The sequence below is a fragment of the Streptomyces sp. NPDC111656 genome, from assembly GCF_055656965.1.
In genome coordinates, this window is the sequence record NZ_JBVKCA010000024.1 from 1 (window position 1) to 12729 (window position 12729).

The 12729-nt window shown below is 70.5% G+C and carries 12 protein-coding genes and 1 pseudogene; 2 read left to right on the plus strand and 11 right to left on the minus strand.

Features of this window, described 5'->3' with window-relative positions:
- Positions 1-440 precede the first annotated feature (440 nt).
- Positions 441-1448 carry a stage II sporulation protein M gene (locus ACZ7M3_RS43665; RefSeq protein ID WP_472071279.1) on the minus strand — a complete coding sequence of 336 codons (1008 nt, stop codon included), beginning with the start codon at positions 1446-1448 and terminating at the stop codon, positions 441-443.
- A gap of 119 nt (positions 1449-1567) precedes the next feature.
- Here ACZ7M3_RS43665 and ACZ7M3_RS43670 point away from each other — a divergent pair, with 119 nt between their 5' ends.
- Complete coding sequence (locus ACZ7M3_RS43670) at positions 1568-2605, plus strand: RDD family protein (RefSeq protein ID WP_472071281.1); 1038 nt, start codon at positions 1568-1570, stop codon at positions 2603-2605.
- A gap of 27 nt (positions 2606-2632) precedes the next feature.
- Here ACZ7M3_RS43670 and ACZ7M3_RS43675 read toward each other — a convergent pair whose 3' ends face one another.
- From ACZ7M3_RS43675 to ACZ7M3_RS43720, 10 genes and pseudogenes are all read right to left on the minus strand, one after another.
- Positions 2633-3247 (minus strand): hypothetical protein, encoded by a 615-nt coding sequence (locus tag ACZ7M3_RS43675; protein WP_067376024.1) that lies wholly within the window; start codon positions 3245-3247, stop codon positions 2633-2635.
- Positions 3248-3346: 99 nt separating this feature from the next.
- A complete protein-coding gene (gene ahcY, locus ACZ7M3_RS43680) occupies positions 3347-4804 on the minus strand; it encodes an adenosylhomocysteinase (protein ID WP_472071283.1) in 1458 nt (485 codons plus the stop codon).
- A 336-nt stretch (positions 4805-5140) separates the two neighbouring features.
- Entirely contained in the window at positions 5141-6121 is a 981-nt protein-coding gene (locus tag ACZ7M3_RS43685; protein WP_472071285.1) for a cation diffusion facilitator family transporter, read from the minus strand.
- Positions 6122-6262: 141 nt separating this feature from the next.
- On the minus strand, positions 6263-7414 hold the full coding sequence (gene manA, locus ACZ7M3_RS43690; protein ID WP_472071287.1) for a mannose-6-phosphate isomerase, class I: 1152 nt from the start codon (positions 7412-7414) through the stop codon (positions 6263-6265).
- 84 nt (positions 7415-7498) lie between these two features.
- A complete protein-coding gene (locus ACZ7M3_RS43695; protein ID WP_355312450.1) occupies positions 7499-8626 on the minus strand; it encodes an SIS domain-containing protein in 1128 nt (375 codons plus the stop codon).
- An 81-nt stretch (positions 8627-8707) separates the two neighbouring features.
- Positions 8708-8878, minus strand: a complete 171-nt coding sequence (locus tag ACZ7M3_RS43700) for a Trm112 family protein (protein ID WP_075027380.1) — start codon at positions 8876-8878, stop codon at positions 8708-8710.
- 571 nt (positions 8879-9449) lie between these two features.
- Positions 9450-10811, minus strand: a complete 1362-nt coding sequence (locus tag ACZ7M3_RS43705; protein ID WP_452977100.1) for a phosphomannomutase/phosphoglucomutase — start codon at positions 10809-10811, stop codon at positions 9450-9452.
- Positions 10812-10975: 164 nt separating this feature from the next.
- A pseudogene (locus ACZ7M3_RS43710) lies at positions 10976-11173 on the minus strand (L-lactate permease); the annotation flags it as partial.
- Between the two features lie 5 nt (positions 11174-11178).
- Entirely contained in the window at positions 11179-11397 is a 219-nt protein-coding gene (locus ACZ7M3_RS43715) for a hypothetical protein (RefSeq protein ID WP_472071289.1), read from the minus strand.
- Positions 11398-11551: 154 nt separating this feature from the next.
- On the minus strand, positions 11552-11926 hold the full coding sequence (locus ACZ7M3_RS43720; RefSeq protein ID WP_054229213.1) for a DUF3499 domain-containing protein: 375 nt from the start codon (positions 11924-11926) through the stop codon (positions 11552-11554).
- Between the two features lie 352 nt (positions 11927-12278).
- Between ACZ7M3_RS43720 and ACZ7M3_RS43725 the strand changes: the two genes are divergently transcribed.
- Positions 12279-12728: a metallopeptidase family protein gene (locus ACZ7M3_RS43725; protein WP_095854295.1), complete on the plus strand. Its 450-nt coding sequence runs from the start codon at positions 12279-12281 to the stop codon at positions 12726-12728.
- Position 12729 lies beyond the last annotated feature (1 nt).

Below are 12729 nucleotides of genomic sequence, written 5' to 3' on the forward strand. Positions count from 1 at the left end.
TCTGGCGTTGATTTTTGGCACGCTGTTGAGTTCTCAAGGAACGGACGCTTCCTTTGTACTCACCCTCTCGGGCTTTCCTCCGGGCGCTTCCCTTCTGTGTTTCCAACCTTACCAGATCCGTTTTCCGTTCCGTTTCCGGTCGGAATTCATTTCCGGTGGCCGCTGGAGGGGCCTTTGCCTATTTGATTGCCTTCCGGCTCTCTTTCGGCGAGTCCGACTTTATCAGAAGTTTTTGACCGGCCTTACCGGCCACTCAGTCCTGAATAATCGGAGGTGCTTCTCGGGAATCGCATTCACAAGAAGCTGGCAGATCCTAACTGCCACCGTCTGGACTTGTCCAGCTCTAGGCAACTGTTCGAATCTACCTCCCCACCGGCTCCGTGTCAACGGTTCCTGTGCGGCGAAGAGGAGACTAGCAGGTCAACGGAGGTGAACGCACATCAGGCGGCCGTCGGAAGAGTCGCGCTGCGCTCGGACTCGTCGACGTCACCGGTGTCGCCGGCCCGCACGGCGCGACCGCCCAGGACATAGACGTACGCGAGGAAGGCCAGTTCAGCGGTGATTCCTATGCCGACACGGGCCCAGGTGGGGAGACCGGACGGGGTGACGAAGCCTTCGATGGCGCCCGAGACGAAGAGGATCAGGGCCAGGCCGATGGCCATGCCGAGAGCGGCGCGGCCCTCTTCGGCGAGTGCCGTACGGCGCGAGCGGGGGCCCGGGTCTATCAGGGTCCATCCCAGTCGCAGACCGGTGCCCGCGGCCACGAAGACGGCGGTCAGTTCCAGCAGGCCGTGCGGAAGGATCAAGCCCAGGAAGGTGTCGAGGCGGCCCGCCGACGACATCAGGCCTATCCCCACGCCGAGGTTGAGCATGTTCTGGAAGAGGATCCAGAGAACCGGTAGCCCCAGGAAGATGCCCAGGACCAGGCACATCGCGGCCGCCTGGGCGTTGTTCGTCCAGACCTGGGCCGCGAAGGACGCGGCCGGGTGGCTCGAGTAGTAGGTCTCGTACTCGCCGCCGGGGCGTGTGAGCTGGCGCAGCTGGCTGGGAGCCGCGATCGAGGACTGGACCTCGGGGTGCGTGCCTATCCACCACCCAAGGACGACGCCGACCAGGGTCGACAGGAGCGCCGTGGGGACCCACCAGTGGCGGGAGCGGTATACCGCCGCCGGGAAACCCTGAGTGAGGAAGCGGGTGACATCGCGCCAGGAGGCGCGACGGTTCCCTGTCACGGCACCACGCGCGCGTGCCACCAGTTGGCTCAGACGACCGGTGAGCTGCGGATCCGGCGCGCTGGACTGGATCAGGGAGAGGTGCGTGGCCGTACGTTGGTACAAGGCGACGAGTTCGTCGGCCTCGGCTCCGGTGAGCCGGCGTTGGCGGCGCAGCAGGGCGTCGAGACGGTCCCACTCGGCGCGGTGGGCGGACACGAAGACGTCGAGGTCCATCGGTTCTGCTGCTCCTCGTCCTCTCGTACTGCGTGTCAGCTTGTCGTACTGCGGCGCGATGCGCCCTCAGCTTGGCAGACTGACCGATCTCAGGGCAGGTCAGGGGAAGGACGGCAAGTGTGAGTGAGCTAGTGACGGGCGAGGCGGTGGCGCTGGAGCTGCGCCCCGCGAAACTGCCGAGCCGGGCGCTGGCCGTGCTGCTCGATCTGGCCGTGTCGATGACCGCCTATCTGATCGTCACCATCGGCCTGCTGGCCGCGACGGCGGCCTTGGACGATGCGGCGCGGATCGCGGTGTCGATCGCGAGTTTCGTTCTGCTGCTGGTGGGCGGCCCGATCGCGGTGGAGACGCTGAGTCACGGCCGCTCGCTGGGGAAGCTGGCCTTCGGGCTGCGGGTGGTGAGGGACGACGGGGGGCCGATCCGGTTCCGGCACGCGTTGGTGCGTGGCGCGATCGGTGTGGTCGAGATTCTGATGACGTTCGGGATCATCGCGTGCATCGCCTCGCTCGTGTCGGCTCGGGGGCGGCGGCTCGGTGACGTGTTCGCGGGGACCCTCGTCGTGCGGGAACGGATTCCCGTCGGACATACGGCCTTCGTGCCTCCGCCGCCGCCCTGGCTGGCGGGGCGGTTCTCCGGACTTGATCTGTCGGCCGTGCCGGACGGCCTGTGGCTGGCCATTCGTCAGTACTTGACGCGGATGCGGCAGCTGGACCCTCAGGTCGGCGGGGCGATGGCGGAGCGGCTCGCGTCCGATCTGGCCGCCCGTACAGGGGCTCCGGCGCCGCACGGGGTGCCGGCGGCCGCCTATCTGGCGGCCGTGGTGCAGGAACGGCAGGCGCGGGACGCTCGGCGGGCCTTCGGCGGCGGGAGCGCTCCGGCGGTGCCCGGGGGCCAGGGCGGGTTCGTCGCAGGGATGCCCGGCGCGGGCGGCGGCCCTGTCCTGGGGCAGCCAGGCGCTCACTCCTATCCGCAGGTCTATCCGCAGGCCTATCCGCAGGCGGGTGCCTCCTCGCCCGCTTCGGCGCGGGACCCGTATCCGTCCGGGTCCCCGGCCTCGGAAGGCCCGGCAGCGTCGGCGCAGCAGGCGCCGCCGCCCGCGGCACCGCGGGACGAGCCGGTCGAACGGCCGTCGACCGGGTTCGCGCCGCCCGCCTGAACCCGCCCGAACGGTGTCCCGGCGTCGTCAGGCGAAGACCGACGGCGGGGATTCGAGGTGCTCGAGCTCCACGCCTGGCGCCGCCAGGACAACGTCTCCCGCAAGGTGTACGGCGTGCTGCTCCCCCGTGTCCAGGGCTGTGACCTGGTATTCGTCCACGGTCAGGGGGCCGTTGTCAGTGGCGTGTGTTTCTCTCGAGATCAAGGCCCAGGACTGGTCGACGGTGCGCGGGGCGAGGACCGGGTCGGTGAAGGCTACGAGGCGTACGCGGGTTGCGGAGGCATCGGGGGTGAGGCGCAGCAGACGGGCGGTGGCGACGAGGAAGGCGGGGGATGTGCCGGTGAAGGCGTGGGCGCGGACATTGCCTTCGGTGGCCTCGGTGCCGGTGGGGTCGGTGCGGACCCAGGTCACGCCGTCGAGGGCGGCGCCACGGACCTGCCAGCTCGCGGCGTGCAGTTCGAGACGGATGGGGCGGCCGAGTTCGTCGAGGGCGAGGTCGACCGAGCCGGCATGGTCGCCGGAGGGGGTGGTCAGTTGCGAGACGTAGCGCCAGCCGGAGGGGCCGGGCGCGCAGTGGAAGTGTTCTTCGGCGAGGGGGGTGTGATCGTGCGGATCATGGAGCGAATAACGACCGCGTGGCATGGGCGTTCAGGTCCTCATCGGGGACAGGCCCCCGCCACGGGGGCGGGGGCCTGCTGACATCCGTACGCCGAGCGGTGGTGCCGCTGCTCGGCGGGGTGCTCAGTAGCGGTAGTGGTCCGACTTGTACGGGCCCTCGACCTCTACGCCGATGTACGCGGCCTGCTCCGGGCGGAGCGTGGTGAGCTTGACGCCGAGGGCGTCGAGGTGGAGGCGGGCGACCTTCTCGTCGAGGTGCTTGGGCAGCACGTAGACGTCGGTCGGGTACTCGTCGGGCTTGGTGAACAGCTCGATCTGGGCCAGGGTCTGGTCCGCGAACGAGTTGGACATCACGAACGAGGGGTGGCCGGTGGCGTTGCCCAGGTTCAGCAGGCGGCCCTCGGACAGGACGATGATCACCTTGCCGTCGGGGAACTTCCAGGTGTGAACCTGCGGCTTGACCTCGTCCTTGACGATGCCCGGGATCTTCGCGAGGCCGGCCATGTCGATCTCGTTGTCGAAGTGACCGATGTTGCCGACGATCGCCTGGTGCTTCATCTTGGCCATGTCCGAGGCCATGATGATGTCCTTGTTGCCGGTCGTGGTGACGAAGATGTCGCCCTTGTCGACGACCTCGTCGAGGGTCGTGACCTGGTAACCGTCCATCGCCGCCTGCAGGGCGCAGATCGGGTCGATCTCGGTGATGATCACCCGGGCGCCCTGGCCGCGCAGGGACTCCGCGCAGCCCTTGCCCACGTCGCCGTAGCCGAGGACGACTGCGGTCTTGCCACCGATGAGGACGTCGGTGGCGCGGTTGATGCCGTCGATCAGGGAGTGGCGGCAGCCGTACTTGTTGTCGAACTTCGACTTGGTGACGGCGTCGTTCACGTTGATCGCCGGGAACAGGAGGGTGCCGTCGCGGTGCATCTCGTAGAGACGGTGGACACCGGTCGTGGTCTCCTCGGTCACGCCGCGGATCTCCGAGGCGAGCTGGGTCCACTTCTGCGAGCCGTCGGTGATGGTGCGGTGCAGGAGTTCGAGGATGAAGCGGTGCTCCTCGGACTCGGCGGTGTCCACGGACGGGACCTTGCCGTCCTTCTCGTACTCGACGCCCTTGTGGACGAGGAGGGTGGCGTCACCGCCGTCGTCCAGGATCATGTTCGGGCCGCCGGTGGGAGTGTTCGGCCAGGTCAGAGCCTGCTCCGTGCACCACCAGTACTCCTCCAGGGTCTCGCCCTTCCAGGCGAAGACCGGGACACCCTGCGGGTTGTCGGGCGTGCCGTTCGGGCCGACCGCGATGGCGGCGGCGGCGTGGTCCTGGGTGGAGAAGATGTTGCAGGAGGCCCAGCGGACCTCGGCGCCGAGGGCGACGAGGGTCTCGATGAGGACGGCGGTCTGCACCGTCATGTGCAGGGAGCCGGTGACGCGGGCGCCCGCGAGGGGCTGCGTGGCGGCGTGCTCCTTGCGGATCGACATCAGGCCGGGCATCTCGTGCTCGGCGAGGGTGATCTCCTTGCGGCCGAACTCGGCCAGGGAGAGGTCGGCGACCTTGAAGTCCTGTCGGTTGTCGACAGTCGTCATGACGAGCTGCTCCTCGGGGTCTGGATTGGGGCGAGGTGGATACGGCTGTCTGCGCGGCGCGGGGCATACGCATGCCCGAGCAGGGCACGGACATGCCCCGCAGCAGGGCACAGGAGTGCCTGGTGCGCGCAGCGCAGTCCGTCGGAGGCCCTCTCTCCCTCGGCCGGTCCGCGGTGGGACCGCCCGACCGCCATCAGCAGCGACGTCTGGCTCAGCCACCAAGCTACACCGGTCGCCCCGGGCCGCCCCAGTCCGCCTCCGGCCAACGATCGTTGCGGACAGGGTGTGCGGCTCGTCTTCGGGCGGGTGACTGCCAGGGGGTGAGTACCGGGTGGGTCAGTGCTCGGAAGGTGTCTGGGCGGGGCCCCCGGGGGTCGCTTCGGGGTTCGGGCCCTTTGCGGCCTCCGCCTCGCTGTAGATGTCCGGCTCCAGGTAGATCACGCGGGCGATCGGGACGGCGGCGCGGATGCGGGACTCGGCGGCGTTGATCGCGGTGGCGACCTCGGCGGCCGTGTCGTCGTGCTGGACGGCGATCTTCGCGGCGACCAGGAGCTCCTCCGGGCCGAGGTGGAGCGTGCGCATGTGGATGATGCCGGTGACCGTGTGGCCGTCGACGATCGAGGCCTCGATCTTCTTGACCTCTTCGACGCCCGCGGCCTCGCCCAGCAGGAGGGACTTGGTCTCGGCGGCGAGGACCAGCGCGATCAGGATGAGCAGGATGCCGATGCAGAGCGTGCCGATGCCGTCCCAGACGCCGTCGTCCGTGAGCAGGGCGAGGCCGACGCCGCCGAGGGCGAGGACCAGACCGATGAGCGCGCCGAAGTCCTCCAGGAGGACGACCGGCAGCTCGGGGGCCTTGGCGCGGCGGATGAACTGCGACCAGGAGTGCGAGCCCCGCAGTTCGTTGGACTCCTTGATGGCCGTACGGAAGGAGAAGCCCTCGGCGATGATCGCGAACACCAGGACGCCCACCGGCCAGTACCAGTGCTCGATCTCGTGCGGGTGCTTGATCTTCTCGTAGCCCTCGTAGACGGCGAACATGCCGCCGACCGAGAAGAGGACGATCGAGACGAGGAAGGCGTAGATGTAGCGCTCGCGACCGTACCCGAAGGGGTGCTGGGGGGTCGCCTCGCGCTGGGCCTTCTTGCCACCGATCAGGAGCAGGGCCTGGTTGCCGGAGTCGGCGAGCGAGTGGACGCCCTCGGCGAGCATCGAGGACGAGCCGCTGAACGCGAACGCCACGAACTTCGATGCCGCGATCGCGAGATTGGCGCCGAGTGCCGCCACGATCGCCCTGGTGCCGCCTGAAGCGCTCATGTGCTCCTGCTGTCCCTTCGTACGCCGTCCGGGCCCCGTTCGTACGCTCGTACGCCGGTCCGGGCTTTGCCCGCCCTTTGCGGTGGGCCATTGTTGCAGCCCGGTCCGACGGCGGTACGTCTGGCCGCCACAGTCGCCTCGTCAGGCCACCACTGTCGCACGGAAGATCGTGCCGGAACCGGACACCTCTGCCTTTTCGCCCGCCGGTACGAAGACCGACTCGCCGGGGGCGAGCGTGTTGCCGTCGGCGCGTACGGAACCCGACGTGCAGAGCAGGATCTGCGGGGTGTCGCGCGTGAGGTCGTGCGGGGTGGCGCCCTCCGCGAGGGCGTACCGGGAGAGGCGGAACTCGTCGATGGGGGTCGCGTAGACCTCCTCGCCGTCGGGGGACGCCTCCGGGCGCAGGACGCCGGGGTCGCCCGCCTCGAAGCGGACGACGCGCAGGAGTTCGGGGACGTCGACGTGCTTGGGGGTCAGGCCGCAGCGCAGGACGTTGTCGCTGTTGGCCATGATTTCGACGCCGAGGCCGTTCAGGTAGGCGTGCGGGACGCCGGCGCCGAGGAACAGCGCCTCGCCGGGCTGGAGCTGGACGTAGTTGAGGAGCATCGCGGCGATCACGCCGGGGTCGCCCGGGTAGTGGTGGGCGAGGTCGGCATAGGGGGCGTAGGCGCCGCCGAGGCGGGCGCAGGCGGCCGCGACCTCGGTGACCGTGTGGGCCATGTCGTCGGGGTCCGCGCTCAGCACCGCCGTCAGGACCTCGCGCAGCGCCGCGTCCTCCGGGTGGGCGTGCAGGAGGTCGACGTACGGCTTGAGGGAGTCGACGTCCAGGCCGGCGAGCAGTTCGGCGGTCTCGTCGGGGTTGCGGAAGCCGCACAGGCCGTCGAACTCGGTGAGGGCGCAGATCAGTTCGGGCTTGTGGTTGGCGTCCTTGTAGTTGCGGTGCGAGGCCGTTATCGGGACGCCGCGGAGCTCCTCGTCCTCGTACCCCTCCTTCGCCTGTTCGAGGTTGGGGTGCACCTGGAGGGAGAGCGGCGCGCCCGCCGCGAGGATCTTGAGCAGGAACGGCAGGCGGGGGCCGAACTTGGCGACGGCCGCGCGGCCGAGTTCCTTCTCGGGGTCCTCGCCGATGACCTCGTCGAGGGGGCCGCGCGCCGTGCGGGAGGGCGCGCCCGGGTGGGCGCCCATCCACATCTCCGCCTGCGGTTCACCGGTCGGCTCGACGCCGAGCAGCCGCGGGATGGCGGTGGTCGAGCCCCAGGCGTAGGGACGGACGGTGTTTTCGAGGCGATCCATGTGTGTCGTTCTCTCCGTAGGTGCGCTGCGCTGGTCAAGGGTCCCGGGTCGGCCGAGGCCGACCCGGGATGCTTGGCTACAAGATCAGGCCCCTGAAGCGAGCGCCAGGTAAACGGCGGCGAAATCCGTGACGGCGATCAGTTCCGCGAGGGTCTCCAGTTCGGGGCCCTCCTCGGGTTCGAGTTCGCTGAGAGCGGTGTCGTGGCTGAGGGCGAGCTCGCGGGCGGCCGGGGCGGCGGTGAGGCCGCCGGCCGGGCGGTCGCGCAGGAGGACCACGCGTGCGTGGAGGACCTGCTGCTCCTCGACGCGGTCGCGGAAGAAGTCGTCGGGGTCGGCGGCCGCGGCCAGCGCGCCCGAGAGCAGGACGCTGTGGGCGGCGAGTGCCTCGGGGAGTTCCGCGGTGATGGCGGGGCGGCCGGCGAGTTCCGCGAGCGCGGCGGTGAAGCGGCGGCCCGCGGGGCCCGCGGAGGTGCCTTCCGTCCAGATCACCGGGAGTACTTCGGCAAGATCGGCGGCGAGCGTCTTGGCCGGGTTGCCGTAGGGCGCGATGGCCGGGCCGCAGCGTTCGGCGACGCGGTCCAGGCGGTCGGCGACCTTCTCCAGCGCCTCGGGCGGGGCGGAGACCAGGCCGGTGCGGTCCAGCAGCAGGAGCAGCGGGGTGAGCAGGGCCCACAGGACGCCGGGGGCGGAGGCCGCGAGGGGTTCGGTCGGCTCGTACGGGGCGGTCGCCATCGGTACGAACAGGCCGTGCGTGCCCTGTACCTCTTCCACGATCGGGGTGCCGGCGGGGGCCACCGCTACGACGGAGCAGCCGCGCCGGTATGCCTGCTCGACCAGGAGTTCGAGGCCTGGTTCGCTGCCGTCGGGGGTGGCGATCAGCAGGAGGTCCACCGGGCCTGCCCAGCCGGGCAGTTCCCAGCGGAGGGCGCCGGACGCGGGGGCGACGCCGGTGGGGGTGAGCCGGGTGAGGGGGCAGCTGGCTCCGGCGAGGGTGCCGAGCAGTTCGGCGACGCCGGTGGCGGCCAGGCCGGGGCCGGCGATCAGGACGGCGCGTGGGCGGCCGTCCGGCTTCAGTTCCGCGATTCCGGCTTCCGCGGCGTGCCGGACTGCGGTACGCACGCGGGCGCCGGCCTCCGCGGCGCCCCGGAGCAGCTCGCGACGGTCGGCGCGGGCGAGCGCTTCTGGGTCGTCGAGCAGCGATTCGTCGAGCATGGGTCGGCAGCCTCCCGATCGCCGGTGTGTTGCCTCTGTCGCCTGATTCGCCTGTGGGGTGGGTGTCGCCGGTGGGGGTGCTTAACCGGGGCGGCGGGCCTCGTCGACGAGGAGAACGGGGATGCCGTCGCGGACGGGGTAGGCGAGGCCGCAGTCCTGGCCCGTGCAGAGCAACTCGCTCTCCTGCTCCTTGAGCGGGGCGTGGCAGGCCGGGCAGGCGAGGATCTCCAGGAGGCCGGCTTCGAGCGGCATGGGGTGTCCTTTCGAACGGGGGTGGATGCGGCCTGGTCAGCGTACCGCTGTGGGGAGTGGGGTGCCGGGGTGTGTGGACGTGGTGATTTCGCCCCCGCCGCCCCTACCCTCCCCCAAGCTCTCGGCTTCGCTCGAGCAGGGGGGACCCCCATCATCCCCAGGGGCTCCGCCCCCTCACCCCCGCCAGGGGCGCTGCGCCCCCTGGACCCCCGCATCGCCCGAAGGGCCCGTCCTCAAACGCCGGACGGGCTGAAAGAAGCGGGCCGGGGTGGGTGGGGGCATCGGCCCCCGGGCTCATCCTCAGACACCGAAAAGGCTGGAAGTACGGGCCGGGGTGGGTGGGTGGACAGGGTGGGTGGGGTACGGCCTTCGGCCTTGTCCTCGAGCTGGTACTTGAGTTCCGGGTGGCTGGGGGTGGCCTGGGGTGGATGGGGACTGGTTTTCGGACCCGGCCCCGGCCTCGCAACGCCGTGCGGACCGAGGCTTTTAGTGGCGCGGGGAACTGCGCGACCAGCCCCCACCCACCCGCGGCCGAGCAACCGTCGGGCGGAAACGGCGCCCCGGGAGGGGGTCAGCCTCTGATGATGTGCAGGATCTCGTCCCGTAGCTTCGCCATCGTCGGCTCGTCCTTCGCTTCGGCGTTCAGGCGGAGGAGGGGCTCCGTGTTGGAGGGGCGGACGTTGAACCACGAGTCGTCCAAGGTGACGGTCAGACCGTCGAGCTCGTCGATGGTGACACCCTCGCGGCCCTCGTACGCGGCCTTGATCGTGGCGAGGCGGGCCGCCTGGTCGTCGACCGTGGAGTTGATCTCGCCGGAGCCGACGTAGCGGTCGTACTCGGCGACGAGCTGGGAGAGCGGGCCGTCCTGGCCGCCGAGGGCGGCGAGGACGTGCAGGGCGGCCAGCATGCCCGTGTCCGCGTTCCAGAAGTCGCGGAAGTAGTAGTGCGCGGAGTGCTCGCCGCCGAAGATCGCGCCGGAGCGGGCCATCTCGGCCTTGATGAAGGAGTGGCCGACGCGGGTGCGGACCGGGGTGCCGCCGTGCTCGCGGACGACCTCGGGCACCGACCAAGAAGTGATGAGGTTGTGGATGACCGTGCCGCCGCCGTGCTTGCCGAGTTCGCGGGCGGCGACCAGGGCGGTGATCGCGGACGGGGAGACCGGGTCGCCGTTCTCGTCGACGACGAAGCAGCGGTCCGCGTCACCGTCGAAGGCGATGCCGATGTCGGCGCTCTCCTCGCGCACGCGCTGCTGGAGGTCCACGATGTTCGCCGGGTCCAGCGGGTTCGCCTCGTGGTTCGGGAACGTGCCGTCCAGTTCGAAGTACATGGGTACGAGGTCGAGGGGCAGGCCCGCGAAGACGGTCGGCACCGTGTGCCCGCCCATGCCGTTGCCCGCGTCGACCACGACCTTCAGGGGGCGGATGTCGGTCAGGTCGACGAGCGAGCGGAGGTACGCCGAGTAGTCCTCCAACGTGTCACGCCGCGTGATCGTTCCCGGCGTCGCGTCGGAGGCCGGGAGGCCCGAGTCGAGCCAGGACTCGACGAGTTCACGGATCTCGGCCAGGCCGGTGTCCTGGCCGACCGGGGCGGCGCCCGCGCGGCACATCTTGATGCCGTTGTACTGCGCGGGGTTGTGCGAGGCCGTGAACATGGCGCCCGGCAGGTTGAACGCACCGGACGCGTAGTACAGCTGGTCGGTGGAGCACAGGCCGATTTCGGTCACGTCGACACCGCGTGCCGCCGCCCCGCGCGCGAAGGCGCGCGACAGGCCGGGCGACGAGGGCCGCATGTCGTGCCCGATCACGATGGCGTCCGCTCCGGTCACCTGGACGAAGGCCGCCCCGAACAGCTCGGCCATCGACTCGTCCCACTGGTCCGGGACCACCCCGCGTACGTCGTACGCCTTCACGAGCTGCGACAGATCAGCAGTCACGGCCAACCTTCCAGAAGTCCACATCGGTCGCCCCAAACTACCCGTACCGCCTGACAGCCCGCCGTGAAGGGGCCGATCGGACGCCCACCCGTCATCTGAGAGCCCCAACCGTCACCCGGGGGTAACGCACGGGCTCGGATCCGGCCGTCAGGGCAGCATCCAGCCGCCGCTTGTACGGGCTCGGCGGCGGGCCTGCGCGCGTGCGGTACGGCGACCAGGGCGGCGGCGCCCGCCAAGGACGCGCCGATGTCGGCGAGTTGCGCGGAGACGTAGTTCGAGGCGGCGAACTGGGCGACGGCGATGGCGACTCCGCACACCGGGGCCGGCGCCCAGGTCTCGCTCCCGCCCGTCGCCCGACCATCACCCCTCAACGACGCGCTTCGCACGGCCCCTTCTGCTTGCGCCGACCGTCGGACAGTCGCCCGAACGAGCGGCGCAGGACGTCGAAGTAACGACGATCCACAGGATGGGGAAGAGGCCGAAAACGGCCCCCTGGGCGGACGAGGACGATCACGAGGGGCAGGGTCACCGCAGGGGCGGAGAGGCCGAGCGAGTCGGCCACGGGTTCCAGTTCCTGGACGTACACGGGCGCCTCCCTGGATTCCGCGATACGGAAAGCGTTTTCTCATGGGCGGGGAAATCGTCGTGGCCGCGACAAGCCTCGTCGATGGCGCGCACGACTCGGTGGAGCCGAGGGAGGCAGTTCGGGGGGCGACCCTGGATACGGAGGGGGCGGACGCTCAGTTGTCCGGCGAGCGCAGCACCCGTAGGTGGCCGCGGCGCGCGACCTCCATCGGGTCCGCCGAGCGGGCGCCGCCACCGGCCTCGGCGGCGCGCTGCTGCGGCCTGGCCGCCTCGCGCACCGCGTTGGCGAGCGCTTCCAGATCGTCACCGCTGGGGCGGGAGGGAGCGGAGGCGTCGGCGAGCCGGACGACCTCCCAGCCGCGCGGCGCGGTGAGGCGCTCGGAGTGCTCTGCGCACAGGTCGTAGCAGTGAGGCTCGGCGTAGGTGGCGAGCGGGCCGAGGACCGCGGTCGAGTCGGCGTAGACGTACGTCAGCGTCGCGACGGCGGGGCGGCCGCAAGCGGTTCGCGAACAGCGACGTACAGGGCTCACGACGTTGGACGGTACCGCACTCTTGAGCGGGCCGCGACGACTCTCCCCCAGGTCACCCCACCGTGTCGTGCTGTGAGCCCGCCCACACAAGCCTTCGGACCGCCCGTCCTGACCTGGGGCGACATCCCGCGGCGAGATGCCGAACAGACCTGAATCCGGTCACCACTTGGTGCAAACCACGTCAATTGCCATGTGAGCGACGGTCCTGGAGGGATACGGAATCGAGCCCAAGCTTGGCTGGAATGGTCATCCTGCGACATCCGGAACGTGCGCCGGGCTTCCTGCCCCGGGCCGCGGGCAGCCGCGTGGGGGCCGGGCACGCGGACCTCGTGGGGACTACTCTTCGTCAGTGATGGACACCCCCGTACCGCCCACCGCCGCCGCACCCGGGCCCCGCCGTCGTGATCGCCACGGGAGGGGCATGCGCGGCCCCGTCGCGCCGCCCCAGGTGCCGCTCGCCGCGAGCCGCGCCGAGGTCTTCGCGGACCTGGTGCAGGACTCCGTGGAGCGGCTGGAGCGGCGCTGGCCCCAACTCGCCGACATCGACTTCATGGTCCTCGAGGTGCCGCGCCTCGACGGCTCCGGCGAGGGCTGGAGCGACGAGGCGGTGCCCCTGGGCGGCACGATCCCGGCGTACGAGGACCATCCCGCGCGCGTGGTCGTCTACCGTCGCCCGGTCGAGATCCGCACCAAGGGCCGCGACGAGCGCGCGGCGCTGGTGCACGAGGTCGTCGTGGAGCAGGTCGCGGAGCTGCTGGGGCTGACACCGGAGACGGTGGACCCGCGCTACGGCGAGGACTGAG

Bases quoted from the DNA above. Each gene is read 5' to 3' on its own strand.
- ACZ7M3_RS43665 (WP_472071279.1), bottom strand. From the start codon at position 1,448: ATGGACCTCGACGTCTTCGTGTCCGCCCACCGCGCCGAGTGGGACCGT.
- ACZ7M3_RS43675 (WP_067376024.1), bottom strand. From the start codon at position 3,247: ATGCCACGCGGTCGTTATTCGCTCCATGATCCGCACGATCACACCCCC.
- ahcY (WP_472071283.1), bottom strand. From the start codon at position 4,804: ATGACGACTGTCGACAACCGACAGGACTTCAAGGTCGCCGACCTCTCC.
- ACZ7M3_RS43685 (WP_472071285.1), bottom strand. From the start codon at position 6,121: ATGAGCGCTTCAGGCGGCACCAGGGCGATCGTGGCGGCACTCGGCGCC.
- manA (WP_472071287.1), bottom strand. From the start codon at position 7,414: ATGGATCGCCTCGAAAACACCGTCCGTCCCTACGCCTGGGGCTCGACC.
- ACZ7M3_RS43695 (WP_355312450.1), bottom strand. From the start codon at position 8,626: ATGCTCGACGAATCGCTGCTCGACGACCCAGAAGCGCTCGCCCGCGCC.
- ACZ7M3_RS43700 (WP_075027380.1), bottom strand. From the start codon at position 8,878: ATGCCGCTCGAAGCCGGCCTCCTGGAGATCCTCGCCTGCCCGGCCTGC.
- ACZ7M3_RS43725 (WP_095854295.1), top strand. From the start codon at position 12,279: ATGGACACCCCCGTACCGCCCACCGCCGCCGCACCCGGGCCCCGCCGT.